This window comes from Leptospira fainei serovar Hurstbridge str. BUT 6 (genome assembly GCF_000306235.2).
Lineage (GTDB): Bacteria > Spirochaetota > Leptospiria > Leptospirales > Leptospiraceae > Leptospira_B > Leptospira_B fainei.
On the sequence record NZ_AKWZ02000003.1, the window covers coordinates 343,456 to 367,830 of the forward strand.

Sequence of the window (24,375 nt, forward strand, 5' to 3'; positions counted from 1 at the left end):
CTCCTTTGTAAGCATCTTGAAAGATGCTAGTTTAACGCAATCCTTTGGTAATTCAAATTACGGAACGCTTAGAATTTCTCTGGCTTTCCTTGCGGCATTTCTCGCAATTTCAGGAAGTGCCGGATGAATATAAATCATCTTAAGCAAATCGTCTAGAGTCCCGTTGATCGTCATTGAGAGTATAAATAAGTGGACTAAGTTCGAAGCTTCGTCCCCTAAAACGTGAGCTCCTAGAAGCTTTCTTGTCTTCCGGTCTACTAAAATTTTCACGAACGAATCTTCCGACAGCCGCGCCATCCCCATCGCGCTGGCAGAATACGGATTGATAGCGGAAATATAATCGACTCCGTCGGTGATAAGCTCTTGTTCGGTCTTGCCGACCGCCGCGACTTGAGGATGGGTAAATACCGCATGGGGAACCGGAGGATATTCGATAGGAGTTCGTTTTTTATCCACGTATAAGGACTGAAACAAGGCTTCTCCTTCGAAATTCACCGAATGACGGAAAAAATATTTCCCTATGATATCGCCAAGTGCATACACTCCGTTTGCATCAGTTTCAAGAAATTCATTCGTTTTAATGTATCCGCGCGCATCCGTTTGAATGTTCGTATTGTGTAAATCAAGCCAATCTGAATTCGGTCGAATTCCGGTCGCGACTAATAGAGCATCTCCTTCTATCTCAAAATTTCGACCGTCTTGTTCGCAGGATAGGCGGAAAATTCCGGCTTCGTAATTCACTGACTTAACGGAGGTTTTTAAACGAACATCATGTTTTTTTGAGAAAGCTTTTTCAAATCCCTCGATTACGTCCTTATCTTCTTGGGAAAGCATCCTATTCCGGACGATAAACGTGGTTTTGGAACCGAAGGCCGCATAAGCAAATCCTAATTCTAAGCCTATATAACCGCCCCCTAAAACTAGTAAGCGCTTGGGGAGATCGGTTCTTCGCAGCGCTTCCCGGCTGGTCATGTACGGCGTTCCAGCAAGGCCGGGTATGTCGGGAATAATCGGGCGACAGCCGGCAGCGATGAAAATTCGATCGGCGGTCAAAAGTTGGTCGTTTACTTTTAAGACCTTGTCTTCTACGAACCGACCTTCATACGGATAGAAGTCGATATTCGGATTTTTCTCATAGGCCGGGATTATACTATCCGAGTCCGCATCGACGGTTTTAGAAACCCGTTGTACTAGAGTTTTAAAATCGACTTTCAATGGTCCGGGAATTTCCAATTGAAAGCGGTTTGACTCCGACGCTTGAGTGATGATCTCGGCAGGATGAATCAGCATTTTGGACGGGATACAACCCCGATTCAAACAGGTACCGCCTAAGCGATCTTTTTCCAAAATGGCGACTTTATATCCTAATTTTGATGGCGGAGTAACTAGCTTCGTTCCACCGCCGGAACCGATTACGAGAATATCATATTTTTTCATGTTAAGACGGGAAAAAGATAACTCTCCATTCAATCCATTTCCCTACGAGTACGTTCTGCATTCAGAGCGAGAAGTTTGGCGAGCAAAAAAGAGAGTCGTCTTTTAGACTCTACCACTTATCTCGAAGGGATCTTAGAGTCAGAAAAAGAGTACGTTCGTCCTCGGATAAATTCGGCTGAGCCGATTTGTTTCGAATGCCTGATAAAAGCGATTTAGACGGTTTGGAGCAGAGGAAAAAAGGATTAAAGGTTCGTTCTTCCGCGAAATTCGTAGTCCAAAATTCCGTATCAGGCTTTAGAGAATTCGCCCGTTCCAAAGCTGCGTTTGCTGCCGAGTTGGTCGGATCTAGAGCGATACTGAATTTTAAATTATTGTGCAGGTAATCGTGACCCGGATAGAGCTTGACCCCGTCCGGAAATTGGTAAAATATCTGCGAGACCGTTTGATAGAGCGTCTCGGGATTTCCTCCGTTCTTACAATTTCCTACACCACAGTTAAAGATCGTGTCCCCGGTAAATACGCCTACCGGAATGTTATTTTCCACCTGAAGCAGACAAATATGGGCAAAGGTATGTCCCGGAGTGTCCAGTACTTCCAAATAGGAATTTCCCTTGCGATCGGAAAGAATCCGTTCTCCGGAATGAAGAGCGCGACCTGCAAAAGGGACTGTGCCCATCCCATTTGGGTGAGTCAAGACTATCGAATTGAATTCTCGAAACAGACCTTCGTTTCCCGAAGTATGATCCCAATGTTCATGAGTATTGATAATGTAGTCTAGAGACCAGTTTCTTTCCTTTAACAGAGCGCTGACTTGTGAAGAATCGAACGGGTCGACACAGAGAGTCTCTTTCGTATCGGGTTGTCGAATTAGATATGTGAAATTTCGAAGCGAACTATGAGTGTAAATTCGGACGATTTCCATCTTTTGAGCTATGGAATGATATCTAGATGTTTGTCCAGATTGGCGATTCTTAGAATCGTCATTACATCTCTGCTTAAATTTCTCAATTTAAGACTGCCTTGACGCTCCGTAACATATTTCTGAGTGTTAAAAATAGCGCCGATACCGGACGAATCCAGGTAAACATCACCTTCAAAGTCTATGATGATTTCCTTACTGCCTTCATCAAATTGTTTGATGATCAGTTCTTTTAACGCGAACGCGTTCTTCAAACTAACGTTGCCCTGGATCTTTACGATGCATATTCCGTCCTCTATGGACACATCTGTTTGAAAACCTTCCAATGGAAACGGCTCCGATTTTTCTATTTATATGACCGTCCTCGAGTTGCTAATGCATCCGAACCATACCGAAAATAAGAAATTTCGAAAGGTTACACGGGGAGGGAATCCGAACACTGAGCATAAATTGTGGCAAAGGGGAGGTAAACTCTTTTTTCCTTTGAAAATTGGCCAATTCTTAGTGGATAAAAACAAGAAATAGCTGGAAAATTCACCCAGGAAGGAAAAATTAAGTGGGCGTTTTACGAATGACCAATTCTAGTATTTTGACCGATAAATTGAATTGAGATGCGAATTAAATTTTGGGGAGTTCGGGGCTCCATCTCTTCCCCGGTTAAAGGCGATTTAATCCGGGCGAAGATTCTGAAAATTCTAAGTCTTGCTTCACCGTCGGATCTTCAAAGTCCGGAGGCGATCGAGGATTTTTTAGATTCCTTGGCGTTGTCCAATTGGAGCACTTACGGCGGTAATACTACCTGCATCGAAATTCGTGATAAAGAGGATCGCCTTATCATTATCGACGGCGGCACCGGACTTCGCGAATTAGGAAATTCCATTCTTCAGGAAGGATATTTACAAGGTAAGGGTTCCGCAGTATGGATTTTTACCCATACTCATTGGGATCATATTCAGGGGATTCCATTCTTCGTACCTCTCTATACGCCCGGCAATAAGTTCGAGTTCGTAAGTTCCGTAGAAAATCTGGAAGAAAGACTCAGGTACCAGCACGCATTTACCCATTTCCCGGTCCCCTTCGATGGCTTTCAGGCTGAAAAAACTTATCGACATGTGCCGGAAGGGAGAGCTTTCCGAGCGACCGATTCCGTCACTGCCATTTCGAAAGCCGTGCGTCACCCTGGCGGAAGCTATTCATATCGATTTGAAGAAGACGGCAAATCGCTTATTTTCGCTTCCGATGCGGAGTTTAATTTGGATGAGATGGAGAACATCGACGATTATCTGAATTACTTCCGCGGTGCGGACGTTCTTATTTTCGATACTCAATACACGTTCGAAGAATCATTACAGAAAATCGATTGGGGTCATAGTACTGCTTCGATGGCGACGGATATCGCTCTCCGTGCCAACGTTAAAAAATTGGTCATGTTCCATCACGACCCTTCTTACGATGATGAAAAATTGGACGCCGTTTATCTGCGTGCCATTAAATATAAGGAAATGTTCGATCCCGACAACCAGTTGGAAATCATTATGGCAAGAGAAGGCTTAGAGATTCAAGTCTAAGACATTTATCTTGTTTTTTGCATATAGCGGAGGATCTAATGAGTGAGTATATCATAGGTATCGATGCAGGTACCACCGGAATTCGTACGTTTTGTTTTAATCGATCCGGTACCGTTATTTCCAGCGCTTACTCCGAGTTTAAACAATATTTTCCGAAACCGGGTTGGGTGGAGCATGACCCGGAAGAGATTTGGGAGAAGACGGAAAAACTTGTCGTTAAAGCGATTCGTAACGGAAAACTTCGACCGGAAGATGCGATTGCGATCGGAATTACGAATCAACGCGAAACTACGGTTTTGTTTGAAAAAGATTCGGGCGCTCCCATATACAATGCAATCGTTTGGCAATGTCGCAGGACTGCGGATTTTTGTACGAAATTAAAAAAGGAAGGCTTAGAACCTACCTTCCGAAAGAAAACAGGACTCGTTGTGGATGCGTATTTTAGCGGAACCAAAATACGTTGGATCTTGGATAATGTGAAGGGTGCAAGGGCTAAAGCGGAAAAAGGGAAGCTGCTTTTCGGAACCATCGACACTTATCTGCTGTATCGATTGACTAACGGAAAATCCCATAAGACCGACCATACGAATGCGAGCCGCACGCTAATCTTCAATATCGAAAAGAAGGAATGGGATAAAGAGCTTCTGAAAATCTTAGATATTCCCGAGTCCATTCTTCCTGAAACGCATAATTCCAGTAATTTATTCGGTAGAACCGAAGGTGTTAAGGGCTTACCCGATGGAATCCCGATTTCCTCACTCGTTGGAGATCAACAAGGAGCGCTTTTCGGACAATTATGTACGGAACCGGGAGAGGCAAAAAACACATACGGCACGGGGTGCTTTCTACTTTTCAATACGGGTAATAAATTACAAATTTCGAAGAACAACCTGATTACGACTTTAGCCTGTGGTCCGGAAGGCAAAACAGTTTATTGTTTGGAGGGATCCATCTTTATCGGAGGAGCCGTCATACAATATCTAAGAGATAATCTTAGGTTTTTTAAAGAATCTAAGATTTCCGAGAAACTGGCCGCATCTGTTACAAAAGAAGACGAAGTGGTTTTTGTTCCCGCGTTTTCCGGTCTTGGAGCTCCGTATTGGGATATGAATGCTAGGGGAGCTATTTTGGGTCTTACTCGCGATACGACTCAGGAACAGATAACCCGGGCCGCATTGAAGTCTATCGCTTTGCAGTCTTATGAACTAGTGGAAGCGATGGAAAATGATACGGGTTCGAAGCTGAAGGTTCTCAAAGTTGACGGCGGAGCGACCGCTAATAATTGGCTAATGCAATACCAGTCCGATATTTTAGGAAAGAAAATCGTCCGTCCGTCGAATTTGGATACGACAGTTTTGGGTGCGGCTTATCTGGCAGGATTAGAAAGAGGATTTTATACTTCCGTTGCGGACTTAAAAAAGAAGCAGAAAACCAGTAAGGAATTTACTCCGAAAATGGGAAATGCACAGAGAGAAAAAGAAATTCGTGTCTGGAAAGAATCCGTGAAACGAATCTTAACGGGGAATTAGGCGAGAGGGAATAGCGAAAGAATCTCGAAAATTTCATTCCGTATTATAGGCAATGACCGAATTCAGGCTCTTTGAATTAAGATGAATTCGTTTTAGCGAAAGTCGTATGCCTCTTTCTTTTATCATTAATAGTTATAGGATAGAAGTGAAAACTCGAACGGTTTTCGATCGCTTGAGATTCCGGCTCCGACGACGAGTTTTGTTTGATCATATCTTGGAATGTCCACAATTCCTCCTTCCGGGATCCGGAACATTTCGTAAGAATCTTTTTCGCGCTTTGAGATGAGTATATCGAAGCGAAGAATTTCCAGGCTTTTATCGGTTCGAAATAGAATCTTATCTCCGGTGACCGAATATAACTCCAACCCTTCGCCTTCCCGGTTAAAATTATATTTATCGGCGGGAATACTCGAGAATTGCGTTTCCTGACGAGAGCCGAGTTCTATTTGGTCCTCTTTCCCTTGTTCCCAATAGACATGAAAGATTCCGTCTTCGTAATATATTTTTCTCGAAAACCTTCTGAAAATTTCCTTTTCCACTAACTCTTCGAAAGATTCGCCTAAATTCGGCTGCTTAGACGGACCGTCCAAAATTTGTTTCCATCGATTTTTAGAAACGTTTCTTTCGACCATATTCCGCACCGGTTGAGAAAGATTAGGGATTGAGAATTTCAAGATCCGCTCATCGATCGAATTGAGAATCGAGTTTAAGAAAGGGCCGTGGATTAGAGGGAGAATTTCTATCGAAAAAATTCGATCCCGTAAAAAGGCGGCGAATTCTGGCTCGTAAGCGAATAGGTTGGAAATGATCGTTTGCTCTTCTGCAGGTGTTCCCGCGTATAGAATTTTCACCAAGCGAAATAGGAAGTTTTTACTTTTCGGGTCGAAATACAAGGTTTCGATTTTTCGAGAAACCTCATTTTCATCCAATTCCGGATTCACTATATCTCGGAGTGAAAGGTAGCGAGTGGCATTCATTCTCGTTCGGTTCTGTCTAAATAGTTGAAATTTGCCGTGTCGTGCCGGACCTATTTGAGTCGCTTCACCCGGAGCTCTTAAGATAGTGATCGGGGGATTCCCTTTGGTTTTGTAAGGATTCGAATCTATCAAAAATAGACTTCCGTTACTGAGCTCTCTCGCTCCTTGAGGGAATTTCCCATCCTCTTTCCAAAGCCTTCCGTTTTGATAAGAAAGATAGGGCGGGCTACTCATTGGTCGACTCTGATAGGTTCGTCTTCCATAGTCGATTTCGTATAAAAAGGAAGGAATTATGGCGGGTTGAGAATAAAGGTACGGTAACTCTTCGATCTCAGTTACGGGAAAGTCATAGAAAGGAGAAATCGTTGTTTTAACTCTGGCTACCGAATCTTGGTTGCAAAGAAAAAAATGATAATTTATTCCCTCAACGTGAATCATAATTAGAATTTAGACAAAGAAAGAGCGGCTTAGGATAGTTCGTGAATGTTATTCGTTCTTTTTATTCTTAAACTTTCAAAATCGAGTTATCGATACGATTAATATTCTTCTTCTATTAAATCCGGATGCAAGACGGATAGACCCGGCGGTTCGAGGTTTCTTTTAGAAAGTTTACCCACGAGCTGGCCTTTAAATCGAGTCCAATCGTAGGTTTCCTTAAGCTCGGAAATTTCGTCGTCGAAACCGTATTGGATGAAATCTACGATTTCTTGTTCGGTTAAACCGGTTACAAGGGAGGTGTCGGCGACCGTTCTGAGTATTTTGCGAACATCCCGTTCATTCCAGGCTAGGATTGTGACTAACCTTGCTGTCCATTCGATATGACTCACAAGGATATTGTGCGAGAATTCCCCAGTATTTCAACTGAGAAATATATTCTAAAATACGGTTCTAAAGTTTTCGGATGGCTATAATACTCATGTCGTCCTGAATACGACCGCCGCCATAGAGCGCGATTTCTTCGAATAGGCTATCGATCAGTCTTCTAATATTCTCTTTCGGGGCCGTCTCCAAGAACTTATATAAATTTTCTCCGTAAAAACTGTTTTTCATCCGACTTTTCTGTTCAAAAAGGCCGTCCGTAAAACTGAATAGCACGTCTCCCGACTCCATTCGGAAACTTCTCGCCGGCTTTTCTTTATTGAGCGGAGGATTCATTACGGTGGAGAGAAAGAATCCGTCTGTGTCTAGGATTTCGGTGGAATGATCTCCTTTTCGGAAGAGCACGGAACTAGGATGTATTCCCGATTGTAGAAAATTACCGTCGGAATCGGCTTTCATAAGAAGAAACGTCGCATAAAGACTTCGGTGAATCGTCGGAAACGTTTTCGTTCTTTCTTCCAGGTGCAGATTGATTTCGTGAATCACTTCTTCCGGCTTAGTGCAAGTATGAACTAGGTGAGACATCTGATTCATTACCATCATACTAAATAAGCCAGCTACATAACCGTGCCCGGAGGTGTCGCCGATTCCGAACCAATAGTTTCCGGATTTATCCTTCACAAAATTGTAGAAATCGCCTCCGATGGGATTATAGGTAAGGCAACGCCCGAAAACTTCATAGTTTTCGTCTTTGAAATCCAGAGGAAAAACGTAATTTTGCATGCGGCTATCGCCTCGACGAAAGCGCTTAATGATTTTGCCATATTCCTGTTCTTCCGGAAGAATTCTTTCCGTTAAGTATAACGCGAAAGCAACGTAATTAAGAAACAGAGTGAATGCAGCTCCGGCTAAAATCAATACCGGAATACGAACGAGGGAGTTATAATATGAAAAGCCGACAATAAAACAGACTATGAGCGAAATATTTAGTACGAGAATGATTCTCCATGCCCCCCTAAAATACTGTTTGATCGTGTATGCTGCTCTCATTTATTTTTAAAATACGCGTGATTTTGGTATTCTTTTTTAGAATAATTTCTTCGAGATATTCGGAATGCCTCATCTTCAGCATAGGGAGTTCGGATCCCTTCCACAACCCCGAACGGTTTTTCTTTGTAACCGGTTTCGTAAACCATCGGAATGATTGTTTCACTTTCCCGGTCGTAATGGTAGAGCAGCTTATAACTGGATGATACGTTGGAAGCGCCCGACGATCGCAAAGATTTTCCGCCTTCCCAGGTATTTTCCTCAGTTTCGATACTCGAAGTCGTCAGAAGCACCCAGTTACCTCTAGTTTCGAACGTTCCTTTTCCATCTATCCGGATACGACGAAATTTATTTCCTTCCTCAACTTCTCTTATATACGTTTTTCGAAATGTTTTATCCTTCTCCGAAAATTCGATGGATTCCGAATGTTTCTCTATATAGGTTAAGGACGTCAGTGGAGAGAGTCCCGGGAGTTTCTTTGAATACGTTCCCGAAAGTACTGCGTCTTTTGCGGTTTGTCGATCGGGAGGTAATTCGCGGATCCAGGCCGGGGGGAAACAAGCGCCAAGCAGGATAAAAACGGATATACTAGATAGAAATCGAATGATTTTCATCGTACTGACTCTTTTTTACCGCGAATACGTTAAGACGGTCGATACCTTTTCAAACCGCTACGGTAATCGGTGTACATACTCGAAAAAGCTCTCTATAAGAGCAAACCGAATATAATTAAAATTGGAAGTAGATAAAGTCTCCACCCCCGTCGCCGAAGATACCCATCAAAAGAAGAATTACGAAGGAAAAAATAGGCAAAAGCCAGGTGAACTGGGAACGAATCTTATCTCTGATTGCAGGATAATATTGTACCGCATTCCAGAAAAAAGCAAGTGAAATGAAGAGTAATAACTCTTCCCAGCGCGCAATCCGCTTTCCGGAGAGTAGATTTCCGAAGCCCACGAAGTATTCCCCTGTCAATCGAAGGGAATCCTTCCCCATGGCCGCCGACCGAAAGAATATTCCTGAAAGGGAGAAAAGATGAATCGTAAGAGCAACGCGCCAGAAACGATGAAATCCTCTCGGCTCGACTACTGCCTTCGGGTTCTCGGGAGAAATAAGTCTTTCCGCTCCCAGGAGAAGCCCTAAATAAGCGCCCCAAAATAAGTATCCGAAATTAGCCCCGTGCCAAAGCCCACCTAACGTCATTGTCAAGAGTGAATTCAACTGGGTTCGCCAGCGTCCGCCGCGACTTCCACCTAAAGGAATATATAAATAATCTTTTAACCATGTTGATAAGGTAACATGCCAGCGCCCCCAAAACTCCCGAAAGGATGGAGAGAGAAAGGGACCCCGGAAATTCTCGGGAATATCATAACCCAGTAGAAAAGCGGAGCCTCGAGCGATATCGGTATATCCGCTGAAATCGCAATAGACTTGGCTCGCGAATCCGAATAGGACTAGATAGAGTGAACTAGCATTATATTCCGCAGGGTGAGAGTAAATCGGATTAACGATACCGGAAATATTGTCGGCTATTACCACCTTCTTGAATAAACCGGATAGAATTAAAAAGACGCCCCATTTAATTCGATCGAAGTCGACCCAAGGCTTATCCAGTTTAGGAAGAAAATCAGTGGTCCTCATAATCGGACCTGCGATCAACTGGGGAAAGAATAAAATAAATAGAAAATAATCGAGCGAGCTTATACGCTCGGGAACATGATCCCGATGTATATCCACCTGTAACGCGATCAATTGGAAAGTGTAAAAGCTGATCGCTAACGGAAGAGGGATATTGATTCCTTTCCCAAAATCGGAAAAGGAATGACTTCCTCCGACTAAATCCAACGTATCCAAAACAAAGTAGAAATACTTAAAGAATGCAAGATTCAAAAAGTTTAAAACGATAATCCAGGTAAGCAGGCGCGACGTCGGCAAACCCGCAGATTTCTTCTCCCAGAGCTTCAGTGAAAAGAAAAAATTCACTCCAATGACGGTTAAGAAATGAATCGAGAACGCGAGGCCGGAATAGAAATAAAAGAGTAAGGAGGATACTAGTAGAAGATACTTTCTCCATTTCTGCGGAAAGGACCAATACAATAAAAATGTAATCGAAAAAAGTGCAAGATAGGGGAGTGAATTAAATAACATGCTTTAGGCTGACCGAGATTATTAAAATTCCCCTCAAGGAGCAAACAGATATAAAAAGCGGACTTTACTTGCTCCGAAACCCACTCTTTCCAGTAATGTCGGGTTCTCCGGAGAAACTCCTTGGATATGATAAACTGTCTCAGGCTTTTCCTTCGAGTAGGAATAAAATACGACCCGAGGATTTGAGTTTCCCGGGCTCATTACATAACCGGGAAGGCGGGTGGCAGTGCTTATCGCATCTTCAAAGTAGCCGATACTATCGATTAAGCCGTGTCGAATGGCTTGAGAGGCTGTGAATATTCTTCCATCTGCCAATTTCTTCAAATCGGATTCTTTCACCTTTGGCCTTCCAAGTTTAACGACATCGAAGAAGCGGTCGAAAAGATTGTCCACAACGCCTTGCAAAAGTTTTCTTTGCTCAGCAGTCAATTCTTCCAGCGGAGAGCCGACGGCTTTATTCTCACCGGAGCGAATCGACTGATCCTTGACTCCTAATTTATCAAGGCCTTCCTTCACGTTGATTCCTTGCATAATGACTCCGATCGAACCTGTCACAGTGGTTGGATGTGCCATTAAATAATCGCTAGACATGGATATATAATAGGCTCCGGACGCAGCGGTGTCCATAAAGAGCGCTAGAACCGGAATTCGCTTCTTTTTCTTAAATTCCAAAACTTCCCGATAGATAATATCGCTTGCTGTGACCGTTCCACCTGGGGAATTGATTTTTAAAATCACCGCCCTTACGTTACTATCCTCCATCGCATAGGATAGCTGTAGTTTAACGGCTGCTAAGACCGAATCCTTTTCGCCGGAAAGGAATGAGCCTTCTCTTGAATCGTCGGAAATGATCCCTTCGATCGGTATAACGAGAATCTTATCCTTATCTCGACCCGAGACGGTTTTTTCAACCGGGATCAATTGTCGCGGATTCGGCAGGGAGATGCATGTAAAGAAAAAGACGGTACTAAGAATCAAAGAAATTTTAAAAAAGACTCTAAAGGTGGTCATCGCGATCCTCAAGAAGCCCATTCTGAAAGACAAGACGGTATCATCAATTCCTTTCCAAACCTCGGAACTTCGCAAAAATTAGTAGTAAATCCGTTTTTTTGTTTCCCAATTGCGAGTTTTTCCCAACCTCCTTCCGCGATGCTCGAATTTCGAACAGAGAGTTCCAAGTTTGTCACGGATGGCACCCACTGGCTATCCTGGGATTGGGTCCATCCAAAGACTTCTAAGCAGATAGAAATTCTTGCACCTTGGAAAACGGAACTTGCCCCGTTCGGGGCCGGAAGTTTTTTGATGTTTCCCTGGGTAAACCGTCATGCGTCGTCCGAATTAATACTAGGCGGGAAGAAGACGGAACTTTCCGGAATCGTAAAGGATCAGAGCGGATATTTAATTCACGGTTTCGTTCATTCACTAGCTAGGAAAGCTTTGAAGGTTCATCCGAACGGAATGGGCGCAGAATTTCGTATTCTTACACCGGAAAGTTGGGATGAGAGTGTTGCCGCTGCTATTGCAATTCGGGAAGAATATACATTGCAAGAAGTTAATTTCGGAACATTGCTAACCGTTCGAACTAAATTTCATAATCTTAAAGAGAGTTCGTTTCGTTTCGCATACGGATACCATCCGTATTTCCGTTTGGATGGAGATCTGGATGACTGGAAAATTGATCTGCATCTAGATAAGAATTTGGAATTGGACGAACATCTACTTCCGTACAGTCCGATAGTTTCCAACCCGATCGAGTCCATTACCGACGGTAAGATCGTCGTGTTAGATCATCTTTTTTACGGAAAAGATCCCAGAATTATATTAGAAAATCGGAGGGAAAAATACTCGATCACGATTCTGAGTCCTCCTGGAGAGGAAGGAGAGATTCCGCTAAATTATTACCAAATTTACACTCCGGAGGATCGAAAATCCATTGCAATCGAACCATGTAGCGGTCCCGGCAATGCCTTGCTCTCCGGTCAAGGATTAATCGAACTGAAAGGTTATTCGGAATTGTCGGGAGAGTTTCGAATTATAGTCAAAGCTACGTGATTCTTGCATATATAGGCTTTCTTCTTGACAAGGAAGGGGTCATTTTCAGTCTAAGTTACAGGGAGATTCCGCATCCAAATGAGTAAACCATTAATAGTTCAAAGCGACAAGACAATGCTGCTCGAGGTCGATAATCCCGAATTCGAAGTCTGTCAAACGGTCGTTTCCAAATTTGCGGAACTCGAAAAAAGCCCCGAGTATCTGCACACATATCGGATCTCACCGCTTTCTCTCTGGAATGCCGCTTCGATTAAAATGACTGCGGATGAGATCGTTCAATGTCTAGAGCAATATTCTAGATATTCGGTTCCGAAAAACGTAATCAATGAAATTCGAGAACAGATCGGTAGATATGGAAAAGTCAAACTAGTCAAAGAAGAGAACGGGGATCTTTGTATCATATCGAATGAAAAAGGATTTCTGCAGGAAATCTCCAATCATAGAGCCGTGCAACCCTATATAGAGAGCACGATCGCCGACAAAATCTATATTAAGAAAGAGTTTAGGGGCCATATCAAGCAGGCGTTGATCAAGATCGGTTTTCCCGTGGAAGATTTGGCCGGTTACGATGAAGGAAACAAGTACGGCTTCAACCTAAAACCGACTACTAAGTCGGGAAGAAAATTCGGAATGCGCGACTATCAGCGAGCATCCGTAGAGGTTTTCCATGCCGGGGGCGGTAATGAAGGCGGTTCCGGAGTCGTCGTGCTACCGTGCGGTGCCGGTAAGACGATCGTCGGAATCGGAGTCATGCAAATCGTCGGGGCGGAAACTTTGATTTTAGTAACCAACACGCTTTCCATTCGCCAATGGAAGAACGAGATTTTGGATAAAACCGATATTCCGGAATCCGATATCGGCGAGTATTCCGGAGAAGTGAAGGAAATTAAACCGATTACGATCGCGACTTATAATATCTTAACTCATAGAAAGAAGAAGGGCGGGGACTTTACCCATTTTCATTTGTTCAGCGCAAATAATTGGGGCTTGATCGTTTATGACGAGGTGCATCTACTTCCGGCTCCCGTTTTTCGTATGACCTCGGAATTGCAGGCAAAACGTAGACTCGGATTGACGGCTACTCTTGTCCGGGAAGACGGGCTGGAAGAGGACGTATTCAGCCTCATCGGTCCGAAGAAATACGACGTTCCTTGGAAAGAATTGGAAAGCAAATCCTGGATCGCGGAAGCAAAATGCCGCGAAATACGCGTTTCAATGGACGACGATCTAAGAATGCGCTATTCCATTGCGGACGACCGGGAAAAATTCAGGCTAGCCTCGGAGAATCCGGAAAAAATGAAAGCGATTGCTTTGATTATGAAAAAGCATTCCGAATCTCATTTGTTGGTGATCGGGCAATATATCAACCAGCTAGAGGAAATTTCGAAAGCATTTAAGATTCCGCTGATTACCGGTAAAACTCCTCTAGGAGAACGCCAAGAATTGTATGATGCATTCCGTGCGGGAAGAATCAAATCCCTGGTCGTAAGTAAGGTTGCGAACTTTTCCATCGACTTGCCGGATGCAAATATCGCAATTCAGGTTTCGGGAACGTTCGGATCTCGCCAGGAAGAGGCGCAGCGTTTAGGTCGGATTTTACGACCGAAAGGCGAGGACAATACGGCTGTTTTCTATTCTCTCATTTCAAGAGATACAAACGAGGAGAGATTCGGCCAGAATCGACAGCTCTTTCTTACAGAACAAGGATATGAATACGAAATTTATACGCTCGACCAATTCCGCGAAGCTCAGCAGGAAGAAACGGTCGGAGCTTGAAATAGGCAATAGGGGTTCCGACTAAACATGCTGCTTGGTATAAAAAGAGAGGAAGAAATGGACTGGAATGCGCGAAGGCTAGATCTAATCGAGCCTTCTCCGACGTTAGCTATTTCCGCTAAAGCGGCGGAATTGAAAAAGAAAGGGGAAGATATCGTCAGTTTCGGAGCCGGGGAACCCGACTTCGAAACCCCGGCCCATATACGCGAAGCCGCAAAGAAAGCGATCGATAAAGGAATGACCCGGTATACTGCGGTTTCCGGTACTGTCGAACTCAAAGATGCGATTATCGCGAAATTCAAGCGGGATAACGGATTAGATTATAATAGAAATCAGATTATCGTCGGAACGGGCGGAAAGCAGGTAATCTATAATTTCTTTTTAGCTACCTTAAACCGCGGCGACGAGGTTATTATTCCCGCTCCTTATTGGGTAAGCTACGCCGATATCGTTCGTCTGGCGGAAGGAAATCCTGTCATCGTTTCCACGAGTAAGGAACAAGAGTTTAGAATTAGCCCGGCCCAGTTAGAACAGGCGATTACTCCTAAAACTAAGGTCGTTATTTTAAATTCTCCGTCCAATCCGACCGGATCCGCTTACTCCAGAAAAGAGTTGGAAGCCTTAGGAGAAGTGATTCTTAAACACAAACTTCTCGTGCTTAGCGATGATATCTATGAAAGAATCGTGTTCGACGGGTTTGAATTTGCGAACATCGCAATGTTGTCTCCTGAATTGAAAGAGTTAACCTTCGTAGCGAACGGAGTTTCAAAAGCGTATTCTATGACAGGTTGGAGGATCGGGTACGGAGCTGGGCCCGTAGAAATCATCAAGAATATGGATACGATTCAGAGTCAATCCACTTCAAATCCGTCTTCCATATCTCAAGCTGCCGCCGAAGCGGCGCTGATAGGAGATCAAACTTGCGTAGATGAAATGTCAAAAGCGTTTCAAAAACGTAGGGACTTAATTATCGCTCTCCTGCGCGCGATTCCCGGGGTAGAAGTGAATGTTCCACAAGGAGCATTTTACGTATTTCCTTATCTAACGAAAGTTTACGAAACTCAAGGATTCAAAAAGCTTCTTTCATCCTCGGAAGAAAAAAGTAAAAGTAAGGTTTTTTGCGGATCGCTTTTGGAAAAATACAAGGTCGCAGCCGTACCGGGTATCGCGTTCGGAGACGACAATGCATTAAGACTTTCTTACGCAATGAGCGAAGAAGATATTAAAAAAGGAATCTCCCGCATCGCTGAAATGGTGAGGGACTTATCCCAATAATTAGCATGCGACGATTCTTCGGAATTGTTTCAGTCCTTGCCGGGCTTCTTTCCTCTCCGGTTTTCGGGGAGGCGAGAGGAGAATTTATCGTACTGGAAGTCGGAACATCCCTGTACTTATTTCCGGAGCGAAAATCGGAAGTACTCCGTAAATTATCCTTCGGAGAGATTCTAACTTCCGAAAATCTGCGAGAGTCAAAATCCAAGTTTCAATTATTAACCGACAAGGACGGTTTGAAAGGTTGGATAGAATCCAAAGCCGTTTTTAAAATCGGTGATCACGGAAGTTATACCGTGATCACCAAGGCGATCGACCGACTTTTGTACCAAGATTCTTCGTTTTCGGAACTTGAATCCGTATTTTCCTACCTGACTCGTATCGAGGACGGACCGGTTTTCAAGGGCGACGAATACCTTTTCTTGAAAATCAAGAGATTGGTCGTGCTGGAGAGATATTTGGAGCAGCTTCAGTCGCCGGAAATACGGGGAAAAGTCGGTTCGAAACTGGAGGAATTGTTACGTAACTTTCCATCGGACGTCGGGGTGCAATCGAGAGACGGAATTTGGGGAGATGCTTTGACGAATACTAAAGATGGATCCAAAGTCCGTGTTCGTCCTCAAGCTTTCTGGCGGATAGCGGAGTCGTACCCGAATACAAAACCGGGAGATTTTGCCGCATATCTCGGAGTCAAATACACGCCTGAAGTTAAATGCGGCAAGGATCCTATTTGCGTTTTAAACGATGAAGGCTCCCGCAGATTAAAATATCTTTCATTGAATCCTAACGGTAATTACGCGCGGATTTTTTCCACTCAAATCGATAAACGATTACAGCAGTTTGTGAAGGATCGGGAAACGTTATTATGTGATACGAAACTACCTAAAGGAGAAGTTCTCAGCTCCTTTAAAACCAAAATTCAAGAACTCCCTTATCGTTACGGAAGAAAATTCCATTCAAAGTTGAAAATCATTTATGAGGAATGCGGCTCGAAGTGAAACTGGCGTTTAAGTTCTATCCTAAAAAAAAGGACTCAACGTTCGCATCCATCGATCCAATCCTAATTCTTCACGGCTTATTCGGTTCGTCCAAGAATTGGGTTACTGTCGCTGAGTATCTAACCGAATTTTCGGACGTTTATTCTCTTGATCTGAGAAATCACGGAGATTCGCCCCATTCCTCGGAACATACGCTGGCGGCAATGGCGGACGACGTGGACGAATTTCTCGCGGATCGTAAAATTTCCTCCGCGATCTTGTTGGGTCATTCCATGGGCGGGCTGACCGCGATGGCCGTTTCCCTGAAGTTTCCGGATAAAGTTTCCCGATTGTTGGTTGAGGACGTGGCGCCTAGAGACTACGAATTCGCATACGACGCCGAACTCTCAGCATTGATGATCGACGTTTCCGACTCCAAATCCAGGCAAGAGATAGATTCGAAAATGGCGGTTTACGTTCCTGATTCCTTCATCCGAAATTTTCTACTTATGAATTTAGAAAGGAGAGAAGAGGGCGGTTATCGCTGGAAGTTAAACGTAGAGGCGATTGGAAAATCCCGGAGGATATTCGAATCGCAATTTCATACGGGAAGTTCCGGATTTTCCAAGCCTACCTTCTTTATTTTGGGAGCGATTTCCGGTTATTTTCGCGATGAGGATCGCGGATTAGCTACGAGATATTTTCCCAATGCGAAATTTTACAGCATAGCCGGCGGTGATCACTATATTCATTTTACAAAGGCGAAGGAATTCAAAGAGATCATCATGGGGATTTTTCATTCTAGCGAATTTTTCCCGGTAAAATGAAGCTAGCCGTTCCTGCCAGCGTCCAAAATAGGAACATTCCAATCGGTACGAGGACAGTAAATCCTAGATTATAAACGGTTCCGAGAGTTCCCGTAGTAAGAATCGCCCCTAATAGGGACAGGCTTAAACCTAAATCGCTCGTAACAATTCTCTTTCGAAAGAAGGGGATTACTTCCACTAAAAATACGGCTACCATTGAGCCGACCGTAAACGAGGAAATTTTCAAACCTAATTCCAATAACCCTTTGGTTTTCTCTTCTGGTAGGGAGAAGAAAAAGAAAGAACTGAGAAATAGGAGAATTCCGAATAATACGCTGCCGCTTTTCTGACTTAGGAAATTCCATCCGAAATCGACTTTAGCAGTCAGGGATAGGGAATTGATCGAACTTGATAACGTGGACATCGTCGAGGCTAAAATTCCTGATAAAAGTAATCCGATGAGCGGGGATGGAACTTCCTCAATTAAGAATTCGGAAAATACTTTATCTTGGTGAATCGGTTTGCCGGAATAATGGAAGTAAAGTAGAGTTCCGATTCCAAGGAATAGCAGCATCTGAATAAAAACGGCGATTCCTGAAACGATCATCGCCTTCTTTGCTGCATTTAAGTTTTTTGCGGCTAAAGCACGTTGGATAAACATTTGGTCGGCTCCGTGTGTTCCTAAACTCAATAAGGCTCCGCCTACGACGGCCCACGGTAGGAAATATGTGGCGGTCGGTTTTTGCCATTCGATGAATCTAAATTTCCCGGCTTCCCAGGCTTGCAAAAGCGAACCTTTCATGTCGGGGGTTTCGGAGAATAGGAGTCCGAAAGCAAATAGCCCGCCGAAAATATAAACGAAATATTGTAAGGTATCCACCCAGACTACGGAGCGAAATCCTCCTTGCATCGTGTAAGCCAAGGTCACAACGGTAATGATCACTAATGAAATTGTTCCTATCCAATAGGATGAAATCACATTCGGGAATACTCGCGCCAATACCAGTTCCAGTAAAAGCGCTATCGGTAGCGTCGAGGCATACAAGCGGACTCCGTCGCCTAAAATTCTCGTGATCGAAAAAAGGGCCGACATCGTTCTCTGAGAGTTTCTTCCGAATCTTTTTCCTACCCATTCATAGACAGACATAAACCCGCCGTGATATGTAAGCGGAAGAAGAAACGAAGCGACAAAAGTTCGTCCCAGAATATAGCCAAGCACGACTTGCAGAAATGTGAAATTACCGGCAAATGCGATTCCTGGAACCGCTAAAAATGTAAGAGCAGAGGTTTCCGTCGCTACAATGGAAAGTGAAAGCGGAATCCAAGAAAGAGTTCTGCCCGCTAAAAAAAATTCATGCGCATCAGGATTCTTTTTTCCTGTAGTCCAGCCGGAATATAGGACAAGCGCGAAATATAAAAGTACGACGAGGGCATCTAGCCAATCAAAATGCATACGAACTCATCGTTTCTTTCCAGCCAAGATTGAAAAGAAGAAAAGCAAATGACGATCGGGCAGGAGAACAAACAATGGCGATTACCAGGTCGATATGAGTCTGAAATATAAGTTCCAAGTTCAGGTTCCGGGCACATCCGCAAATCTTGGTTCCGGTTTCGACCTTTTCGGTCTTGCCTTTAAAATCTATAATCGGTTTTCCTTTGAATTTGGAAATTCTGAATCTTTCAAAAGCAGCGTCAAAGGTTATAATGTTCCTCCTTTCTCAGAGGATGAGGACTTAGTATTAGCCGCGTATAAAAATTACTTTTCCCTTTTCATTCCGAAAAGCTCGCCTTTGCCTTATTCGGTAAAGATGGAGTTGGATCTTCCGATGAAAGGAGGTTTGGGTTCCAGCGCTAGCGCAGTGGTTGCAGGTTTTGCGGCGGCCCGTTTTGCCCAAGAAATCTATTTCAAGGAAACTAAAACGCCGAGCGAATCCGATTTTTTATATAATCTCGCATTATTGGAAGGTCATCCGGATAATACGACGCCGGCATATCTTGGCGGATTCGTTTTTTCTTACTTTGCGGAAGAGAGGCTCTATTATTTTAAGAAAAAATTTCCGAAAGGCATTCATTGCTTTTTCTTAATACCCGAAATCGAAATTGCTACAAACCATTCTCGAAAATGCCTTCCCGAAAAATATCCGGTAGAAGACGTGATTTTCAATATGAGTCGCTTTGGCACTTGGTGGGAATTTTTGGAATCGGGTAAGCCTGGACTTTTGCAAAAGGCTCTTGAGGACCGAATCCATACTCCTTATAGAATGAATACGGAATTTCCTATTTTACCGTTGGTGGAAAAAGTCGAAAAAGAAGTTTTAGGGGTTTCTTTATCCGGAAGCGGACCGTCGGTTTTGCTTTACTGTCAACGAAAGCATTCGAAGAGGATATCCGGAAAATTGGAAGCATTAACCGAACAATTTTCAAATGAAACCGGAATTTCCTGTCGAATGCTTCAGATCGGCATCGATTCGGATGGGATGCGGTCTCGCGCCAGGAAGCTTTAATCCATCATTTACTCTTCTTCTGCCTTTTCCTTGCCGAAAGAATAAAGTCCTTTCTTATCTCTAGATCGAAGAGAAAGACCAGGATGGATTTTTTGAACGGTAAACAAAAACTTCATGCGCTCTTTTCCAAGTTTGTTGATAAAAAAAGCGGTCGTTAATCCGATTTCAAAATATTGAGTCATCCTTTCTCGAGTGATTTTATCGGATATGCGGAACACAGCCGTCTGTCCGATGATCTCATGACTCTCCAATTTTTCTACGGATTCCATTTTTGTGAAGAATTGCATTCTAGGCGGTCTCACAAGAGCCGGGCCGTATCTTTGAATTTGGATATCGTAATCCTCGCTGTCTTTTCCTTTTTTCAAAATAAAGACTAGATGGTCGTCCTGAATGGAGCGACATAGGGTTAGTAAATCTCCGCTTATCTGACCGACGGAGAATCGGAAATACCTAGTACTTTCCGGGACAACCACTTCATGAACGTCTCCCTCTTCGGGCGGGTCCATTTCTGCGGGACGCATCTTGGCGGAGTAGGGACGGAGGACTTCCCAATAAAAAAAGAAACCCATCCCCGCAAAGGAAACGATTGCGAGTATAATTAAAAAAGTATCTAACTTCGGTGAATAGAATAGAGCCGGCAAGAAAAGCAAAAATTATCCTTTTTGATCAAACCTTTGTCCGAGACTGGTTCCACTTGTATTTGCGCTAAAGCGCGAATGCACGATCATAGATAATAAATCTTTCATTTGTTCCGGGCTAATGACTTGACTCATTCTTTCTTCGGCGGTTACCGGAGAAGGTTTCATGACTAATTCTTCCGGTTTCGGCTCCTTCCGACCGATATCTTCGGTTTTCTGAAATCCGAGTCGAATCAGGTCAGTAGGAATAGTTTCTTCTTTCCCGACTTCTTTTACAGGCGGTGACCATTGCGGAGAATAAGCTCCGCTAGTCTGTATTCCGTTGACATTCATAAACCTAAACCTCCGTTTTCAGGTTCCGATACCGAATTAATCGGATAAATTCCGCTTTCATTTGCGGGATCCGGTAACGGCTCCCGTTGGTAGGAAGAATCTTTTCCGTTTCGGTCCTCTCTATATAATTCTATCGGTAAGGGAATCGGATGCTTAATATTTTTTTGAACTTTAATTCGTCCGAGAGTCCTATAAATGCTTACAATTTTAAATTTCGAACATATTTCAATTTTCTTCAAATTCGCCGATTCGCCTTCAAATACCGCTGGAATTTAACGTTTGCCAGAGGTGACCGGGTTTCTAAATTGGTAGTAAGGGAATTTTTTTCCCGGGACAGGAGATTATGTCGGAAGAGAGTTCTCCCCGGTTTAGCGACCTTTTTTCTAAAGTAAATAAAACCATCTTAATAGCGGGATCCTTCGGATTCTACGTCTTACTTACCGCCTATCCGATTTACAAATTTTTTGCCCCCGAACAGTATGTAAAAATCGGACATCGTTACTATACGTTAAGCGATGTTAAGGATTCGAATGCGGCTCTTTATCGCAAATACGCCGCAGAGAATAACGATAAAATCTATAGGCTCTTTTCCCAATTTGCAAACGATAAGGTATTGGAATTAGAAGCGAAAGATAGGGGAATTGCCGTTCAGGAACTAACCAAATTTGCGGCCAATTACGAACCCACCGAAGAAGAAAAGATCGCTACCTATAATCAATATAAAAATAATATTCCCGCTCTGAAAGGAAAATCGTATCAGCAGGTCCAAGGCGATATAGCCAGCTTCCTAAAGAGAGTTAAGGAAGACGAGGAACGCCAAGCATTCTACCAACAGCTTCGTTCTAAATATGATATCGATATCCGAGTTCAAGAGCTCGCGCCGACTAAGATCGACGTCTCAACCGGCGACAATCCTTCCATCGGACCGAAGGACGCGAAGATTACCATAGTCGAATTTTCCGATTTTGAATGTCCTTATTGTAAAAGAAGTCAGGATGTTACAAAACAACTTCGCGAAAAATACCAGGGAAAAATCCGCTGGGTATTCCGCGACTTTCCGCTACCGTTCCACCAGAATGCGATGTTCGCTCATATCGCGGCGAATTGCGCCATTCCTCAAGGAAAGTATTGGGATTATTTTTCCAAACTTTTCGAGAACAGCGGTAATTTAGAAAGAAGTAATGTCATTTCTCTCGCTCAAAAGAGCGGCTTAAATATGCCCGAGTTTCAAAAGTGCATTTCCGATGAAGCGAAGCAAAAACTGGAAATCGATGCGGATATCGCCGAGGGACAAAAATACGGGGTCAACGGAACTCCTGCCTTTTTTATCAACGGAATTATGGTGGAAGGCGCGCAACCGATCGAATCATTTACTAAAATCATAGATCAAGAGTTAAAAAATTAACCTGATAATAGGTAGGACAGCATTTTATGGGAAACACAGTTAAAGTAGCAGTTACCGGAGCCGCTGGGCAAATCGGTTATTCTCTTCTATTCCGGATCGCCTCCGGTCAAATGTTCGGATCGGATACTCCGGTTGAAATCCAGATGCTGGAATTGGAGGCTGCTTTGCCCGCTGCTAAGGGCGTAATTATGGAGTTGGAAGACTGTGCTTTCCCGCTACTTCAGAAAGTAACCGTTTCCTCCGATTTGGATACTGCCTTTAAAGACATCAACTGGGCTCTTTTGGTCGGTTCCGTTCCTCGTAAGGCGGGAATGGAAAGGGGAGATCTTCTTAAAATTAACGGCGGAATTTTTGTGAACCAAGGTAAGGCGTTGGAAAAGAACGCCGCATCGGATTTAAGAGTTCTGGTTGTAGGAAACCCCTGCAATACGAATTGTTTGATCGCAATGAATAATGCAAAAGGAATTCCTACGGATCGTTGGTTTGCGATGACTAAGCTGGATGAAAATCGGGCGAAGTCGCAATTAGCGAATAAAGCGGGTGTTCCGGTGAAAGATGTAACCAATGTCGGAATTTGGGGCAATCACTCCGCAACGCAATATCCTGATTTCTATAATGCGAAAATCGCCGGAAAAGTCGCGACCGATGTGATCAAAGACCACGATTGGCTAAAAGGCGATTTCATTAAAAACGTCCAACAACGCGGAGCCGAAATCATTAAGGCGAGAGGCGCTTCTTCCGCAGCTTCGGCGGCAAACGGTGTCGTTGACACGGTTCGTCAAATCATCAATCCGACTCCTTCAGGCGATTGGTTCAGTGTCGCAGTGGCATCGGACGGATCTTACGATGCGGACAAGGGATTGATTTTCGGGTTTCCGGTAAAGTCGGACGGGAAAAAAGTAGAGATCGTTAAAGGTCTGACTTTAAACGATTTTGCAAAAGAAAAGTTTAAGATTACCCATGACGAACTCAAATCCGAGCGCGACGAAGTAAAGGGAATGCTTTAATTCCTTTTAGAAAAAGAAGTGCGGGAACCTCGGACATTCAGCGTCCCCTTTTACGGCGAGTTACCCGCCTTCTTTTCTCGGCTTGAATCGACGAATCGGATCAGGTCGTTAGATCCTCCAATAGGTATCGATCTTTGTTCCAACGATTACCTTAACCTATCTCAACACCCTGAAATATTAGAATCTCTTAAAGAAGGAATCGATCTATTCGGGGCCGGTTCCACGGCCAGTCGATTGGTTCGAGGGCATCGGGACGTTTTTACGAAGTTAGAGAACGATTTCTCATCCTGGGTGAATTCGGAAGCTTCCTTATTTTTTGCAAACGGATACGCGGCAAATCTAGGCACGCTTTCCTGCGTTTGCGATCCCTCTTACGTTGTCTTTGCGGATCGAAAAAATCATGCATCCTTGATGGACGGAATTCGTCTTTCGGGGGCTAAAAAAGTCTATTACCGGCATTTAGATTTAAACCATCTCGAAGAACTTCTGCGAAAGCATTCCGCGAGTAAGCATAAAATCATCGTAGCCGAAACCGTTTTCAGCATGGACGGAGATGTTTCCCAAATCGGGGATTTACTCGAATTGAAGGAAAAATACGGCGCCCTTCTTTATTTGGATGAAGCTCATGCGGTCGGATTATTCGGACCGGAAGGAGCGGGGTTGGCAAATTCTCAACTTTCTTCTTCTCAATTGGAAGGGATAGATTTTCGGATGGCGACTTTGGGAAAAGCGCTCGGATTGGAGGGCGCGATGGTTTCCTGCAAGGCCGACGCCAGAAAATTCTTAATTCATTCCGCTCGAACCTTCGTATTTTCAACCGGATCTTTACCTGCGATTGCACATGCCGGAAGGACGGCAATTCGCTTAGCCAGATCAATGGATAAGGAAAGGAAAAGACTCGAAGAATTTTCTCTCCTTTTGCGGGAAGGCATCCAAGCGAAAGGATATTCTTACGGAAAATCCTCTTCTCAGATCGTTCCTATTTTACTGGAGAATGAAAAAGAAGCCCTGGAATTTGCCTCGTTATTTGAAGCTGCCGGATTTCAGGCTAAGGCGATCCGGCCACCAACCGTCGACATATCTCGAATTCGGGTTTCGGTCAATGCGAAGCTTACAAAAGAAGATTTGATGCTATTTTTAAGCATCCTGAAGGAGCGATAA

The 24,375-nt window shown here is 43.8% G+C and carries 24 protein-coding genes; 11 read left to right on the top strand and 13 right to left on the bottom strand.

Annotated elements, in window-relative coordinates; all coding sequences use genetic code 11:
• Nucleotides 1-57: 57 nt before the first annotated feature.
• The 3 genes from LEP1GSC058_RS05740 to LEP1GSC058_RS05750 all read right to left on the bottom strand — a co-directional run bounded on the left by LEP1GSC058_RS05740 (nucleotide 58) and on the right by LEP1GSC058_RS05750 (nucleotide 2,682).
• Nucleotides 58-1,437 (bottom strand): dihydrolipoyl dehydrogenase, encoded by a 1,380-nt coding sequence (locus tag LEP1GSC058_RS05740; protein WP_039948052.1) that lies wholly within the window; start codon nucleotides 1,435-1,437, stop codon nucleotides 58-60.
• Between the two features lie 109 nt (nucleotides 1,438-1,546).
• Complete coding sequence (locus LEP1GSC058_RS05745) at nucleotides 1,547-2,359, bottom strand: hydroxyacylglutathione hydrolase family protein (RefSeq protein WP_016548562.1); 813 nt, start codon at nucleotides 2,357-2,359, stop codon at nucleotides 1,547-1,549.
• Between the two features lie 8 nt (nucleotides 2,360-2,367).
• A complete protein-coding gene (locus LEP1GSC058_RS05750) occupies nucleotides 2,368-2,682 on the bottom strand; it encodes an STAS domain-containing protein (protein ID WP_010419834.1) in 315 nt (104 codons plus the stop codon).
• Between the two features lie 285 nt (nucleotides 2,683-2,967).
• Here LEP1GSC058_RS05750 and LEP1GSC058_RS05755 point away from each other — a divergent pair, with 285 nt between their 5' ends.
• A complete protein-coding gene (locus tag LEP1GSC058_RS05755) occupies nucleotides 2,968-3,924 on the top strand; it encodes an MBL fold metallo-hydrolase (RefSeq protein WP_016548665.1) in 957 nt (318 codons plus the stop codon).
• A gap of 38 nt (nucleotides 3,925-3,962) precedes the next feature.
• Nucleotides 3,963-5,453, top strand: coding sequence for a glycerol kinase GlpK (gene glpK / locus LEP1GSC058_RS05760; protein WP_016548307.1), 1,491 nt, complete (start codon nucleotides 3,963-3,965; stop codon nucleotides 5,451-5,453).
• Between the two features lie 125 nt (nucleotides 5,454-5,578).
• On the opposite strand, the gene LEP1GSC058_RS05765 is transcribed toward glpK, so the two are convergent.
• From LEP1GSC058_RS05765 to sppA, 6 genes are all read right to left on the bottom strand, one after another.
• Nucleotides 5,579-6,868, bottom strand: coding sequence for a hypothetical protein (locus LEP1GSC058_RS05765; RefSeq protein WP_016548535.1), 1,290 nt, complete (start codon nucleotides 6,866-6,868; stop codon nucleotides 5,579-5,581).
• A 98-nt stretch (nucleotides 6,869-6,966) separates the two neighbouring features.
• The gene (locus tag LEP1GSC058_RS05770; RefSeq protein WP_016548664.1) at nucleotides 6,967-7,257 is read right to left on the bottom strand and encodes a hypothetical protein; all 291 of its coding nucleotides are present in this window, start codon (nucleotides 7,255-7,257) and stop codon (nucleotides 6,967-6,969) included.
• A 61-nt stretch (nucleotides 7,258-7,318) separates the two neighbouring features.
• On the bottom strand, nucleotides 7,319-8,299 hold the full coding sequence (locus LEP1GSC058_RS05775; protein WP_016548341.1) for a PP2C family protein-serine/threonine phosphatase: 981 nt from the start codon (nucleotides 8,297-8,299) through the stop codon (nucleotides 7,319-7,321).
• The gene (locus LEP1GSC058_RS05780) at nucleotides 8,296-8,910 is read right to left on the bottom strand and encodes a hypothetical protein (protein WP_016548486.1); all 615 of its coding nucleotides are present in this window, start codon (nucleotides 8,908-8,910) and stop codon (nucleotides 8,296-8,298) included. The genes LEP1GSC058_RS05775 and LEP1GSC058_RS05780 overlap by 4 nt, the downstream gene beginning before the upstream one ends.
• 115 nt (nucleotides 8,911-9,025) lie before the next feature.
• Nucleotides 9,026-10,444, bottom strand: a complete 1,419-nt coding sequence (locus LEP1GSC058_RS05785; RefSeq protein WP_016548590.1) for an MBOAT family O-acyltransferase — start codon at nucleotides 10,442-10,444, stop codon at nucleotides 9,026-9,028.
• Between the two features lie 33 nt (nucleotides 10,445-10,477).
• Nucleotides 10,478-11,455, bottom strand: coding sequence for a signal peptide peptidase SppA (gene sppA / locus LEP1GSC058_RS05790; RefSeq protein ID WP_408605691.1), 978 nt, complete (start codon nucleotides 11,453-11,455; stop codon nucleotides 10,478-10,480).
• Between the two features lie 138 nt (nucleotides 11,456-11,593).
• Here sppA and LEP1GSC058_RS05795 point away from each other — a divergent pair, with 138 nt between their 5' ends.
• From LEP1GSC058_RS05795 to LEP1GSC058_RS05815, 5 genes are all read left to right on the top strand, one after another.
• Nucleotides 11,594-12,496 carry an aldose 1-epimerase gene (locus LEP1GSC058_RS05795; protein WP_039948104.1) on the top strand — a complete coding sequence of 301 codons (903 nt, stop codon included), beginning with the start codon at nucleotides 11,594-11,596 and terminating at the stop codon, nucleotides 12,494-12,496.
• A 78-nt stretch (nucleotides 12,497-12,574) separates the two neighbouring features.
• Nucleotides 12,575-14,272, top strand: coding sequence for a DNA repair helicase XPB (locus tag LEP1GSC058_RS05800; RefSeq protein ID WP_039948053.1), 1,698 nt, complete (start codon nucleotides 12,575-12,577; stop codon nucleotides 14,270-14,272).
• Between the two features lie 57 nt (nucleotides 14,273-14,329).
• Nucleotides 14,330-15,547, top strand: a complete 1,218-nt coding sequence (locus LEP1GSC058_RS05805) for a pyridoxal phosphate-dependent aminotransferase (RefSeq protein ID WP_039948105.1) — start codon at nucleotides 14,330-14,332, stop codon at nucleotides 15,545-15,547.
• Between the two features lie 5 nt (nucleotides 15,548-15,552).
• The gene (locus LEP1GSC058_RS05810; protein WP_016548656.1) at nucleotides 15,553-16,542 is read left to right on the top strand and encodes a hypothetical protein; all 990 of its coding nucleotides are present in this window, start codon (nucleotides 15,553-15,555) and stop codon (nucleotides 16,540-16,542) included.
• Nucleotides 16,539-17,348, top strand: a complete 810-nt coding sequence (locus tag LEP1GSC058_RS05815; protein WP_016548320.1) for an alpha/beta fold hydrolase — start codon at nucleotides 16,539-16,541, stop codon at nucleotides 17,346-17,348. The genes LEP1GSC058_RS05810 and LEP1GSC058_RS05815 overlap by 4 nt, the downstream gene beginning before the upstream one ends.
• Here the strand turns inward: LEP1GSC058_RS05815 and LEP1GSC058_RS05820 are convergent.
• Nucleotides 17,323-18,780, bottom strand: a complete 1,458-nt coding sequence (locus tag LEP1GSC058_RS05820; RefSeq protein ID WP_016548679.1) for a sodium:solute symporter family transporter — start codon at nucleotides 18,778-18,780, stop codon at nucleotides 17,323-17,325. The genes LEP1GSC058_RS05815 and LEP1GSC058_RS05820 overlap by 26 nt on opposite strands.
• A gap of 94 nt (nucleotides 18,781-18,874) precedes the next feature.
• Between LEP1GSC058_RS05820 and thrB the strand changes: the two genes are divergently transcribed.
• A complete protein-coding gene (gene thrB, locus LEP1GSC058_RS05825; RefSeq protein WP_016548337.1) occupies nucleotides 18,875-19,831 on the top strand; it encodes a homoserine kinase in 957 nt (318 codons plus the stop codon).
• 8 nt (nucleotides 19,832-19,839) lie between these two features.
• Here the strand turns inward: thrB and LEP1GSC058_RS05830 are convergent, their stop codons facing one another.
• The 3 genes from LEP1GSC058_RS05830 to LEP1GSC058_RS05840 are packed head-to-tail and all read right to left on the bottom strand — an operon-like array spanning nucleotide 19,840 to nucleotide 21,041.
• Nucleotides 19,840-20,481 carry a hypothetical protein gene (locus LEP1GSC058_RS05830; protein WP_016548586.1) on the bottom strand — a complete coding sequence of 214 codons (642 nt, stop codon included), beginning with the start codon at nucleotides 20,479-20,481 and terminating at the stop codon, nucleotides 19,840-19,842.
• Nucleotides 20,482-20,484: 3 nt separating this feature from the next.
• Nucleotides 20,485-20,802 (bottom strand): hypothetical protein, encoded by a 318-nt coding sequence (locus tag LEP1GSC058_RS05835; RefSeq protein WP_016548580.1) that lies wholly within the window; start codon nucleotides 20,800-20,802, stop codon nucleotides 20,485-20,487.
• Nucleotides 20,799-21,041: a hypothetical protein gene (locus tag LEP1GSC058_RS05840; protein WP_016548700.1), complete on the bottom strand. Its 243-nt coding sequence runs from the start codon at nucleotides 21,039-21,041 to the stop codon at nucleotides 20,799-20,801. The genes LEP1GSC058_RS05835 and LEP1GSC058_RS05840 overlap by 4 nt, the downstream gene beginning before the upstream one ends.
• A gap of 104 nt (nucleotides 21,042-21,145) precedes the next feature.
• On the opposite strand from LEP1GSC058_RS05840, the gene LEP1GSC058_RS05845 reads away from it, so the two are divergent.
• From LEP1GSC058_RS05845 to LEP1GSC058_RS05855, 3 genes are read left to right on the top strand one after another with little or no spacing between them, the layout of a single operon-like run.
• The gene (locus LEP1GSC058_RS05845) at nucleotides 21,146-22,207 is read left to right on the top strand and encodes a DsbA family protein (protein ID WP_016548453.1); all 1,062 of its coding nucleotides are present in this window, start codon (nucleotides 21,146-21,148) and stop codon (nucleotides 22,205-22,207) included.
• Nucleotides 22,208-22,233: 26 nt separating this feature from the next.
• Nucleotides 22,234-23,214, top strand: coding sequence for a malate dehydrogenase (locus LEP1GSC058_RS05850; RefSeq protein ID WP_016548306.1), 981 nt, complete (start codon nucleotides 22,234-22,236; stop codon nucleotides 23,212-23,214).
• Nucleotides 23,215-23,232: 18 nt separating this feature from the next.
• A complete protein-coding gene (locus tag LEP1GSC058_RS05855) occupies nucleotides 23,233-24,375 on the top strand; it encodes an aminotransferase class I/II-fold pyridoxal phosphate-dependent enzyme (RefSeq protein ID WP_016548710.1) in 1,143 nt (380 codons plus the stop codon).

Bases quoted from the DNA above. Each gene is read 5' to 3' on its own strand.
- LEP1GSC058_RS05740 (WP_039948052.1), bottom strand. From the start codon at position 1,437: ATGAAAAAATATGATATTCTCGTAATCGGTTCCGGCGGTGGAACGAAG.
- LEP1GSC058_RS05745 (WP_016548562.1), bottom strand. From the start codon at position 2,359: ATGGAAATCGTCCGAATTTACACTCATAGTTCGCTTCGAAATTTCACA.
- LEP1GSC058_RS05755 (WP_016548665.1), top strand. From the start codon at position 2,968: ATGCGAATTAAATTTTGGGGAGTTCGGGGCTCCATCTCTTCCCCGGTT.
- glpK (WP_016548307.1), top strand. From the start codon at position 3,963: ATGAGTGAGTATATCATAGGTATCGATGCAGGTACCACCGGAATTCGT.
- LEP1GSC058_RS05765 (WP_016548535.1), bottom strand. From the start codon at position 6,868: ATGATTCACGTTGAGGGAATAAATTATCATTTTTTTCTTTGCAACCAA.
- LEP1GSC058_RS05775 (WP_016548341.1), bottom strand. From the start codon at position 8,299: ATGAGAGCAGCATACACGATCAAACAGTATTTTAGGGGGGCATGGAGA.
- LEP1GSC058_RS05780 (WP_016548486.1), bottom strand. From the start codon at position 8,910: ATGAAAATCATTCGATTTCTATCTAGTATATCCGTTTTTATCCTGCTT.
- LEP1GSC058_RS05785 (WP_016548590.1), bottom strand. From the start codon at position 10,444: ATGTTATTTAATTCACTCCCCTATCTTGCACTTTTTTCGATTACATTT.
- sppA (WP_408605691.1), bottom strand. From the start codon at position 11,455: ATGACCACCTTTAGAGTCTTTTTTAAAATTTCTTTGATTCTTAGTACC.
- LEP1GSC058_RS05795 (WP_039948104.1), top strand. From the start codon at position 11,594: ATGCTCGAATTTCGAACAGAGAGTTCCAAGTTTGTCACGGATGGCACC.
- LEP1GSC058_RS05800 (WP_039948053.1), top strand. From the start codon at position 12,575: ATGAGTAAACCATTAATAGTTCAAAGCGACAAGACAATGCTGCTCGAG.
- LEP1GSC058_RS05805 (WP_039948105.1), top strand. From the start codon at position 14,330: ATGGACTGGAATGCGCGAAGGCTAGATCTAATCGAGCCTTCTCCGACG.
- LEP1GSC058_RS05810 (WP_016548656.1), top strand. From the start codon at position 15,553: ATGCGACGATTCTTCGGAATTGTTTCAGTCCTTGCCGGGCTTCTTTCC.
- LEP1GSC058_RS05820 (WP_016548679.1), bottom strand. From the start codon at position 18,780: ATGCATTTTGATTGGCTAGATGCCCTCGTCGTACTTTTATATTTCGCG.
- thrB (WP_016548337.1), top strand. From the start codon at position 18,875: ATGAGTCTGAAATATAAGTTCCAAGTTCAGGTTCCGGGCACATCCGCA.
- LEP1GSC058_RS05835 (WP_016548580.1), bottom strand. From the start codon at position 20,802: ATGAATGTCAACGGAATACAGACTAGCGGAGCTTATTCTCCGCAATGG.
- LEP1GSC058_RS05845 (WP_016548453.1), top strand. From the start codon at position 21,146: ATGTCGGAAGAGAGTTCTCCCCGGTTTAGCGACCTTTTTTCTAAAGTA.
- LEP1GSC058_RS05850 (WP_016548306.1), top strand. From the start codon at position 22,234: ATGGGAAACACAGTTAAAGTAGCAGTTACCGGAGCCGCTGGGCAAATC.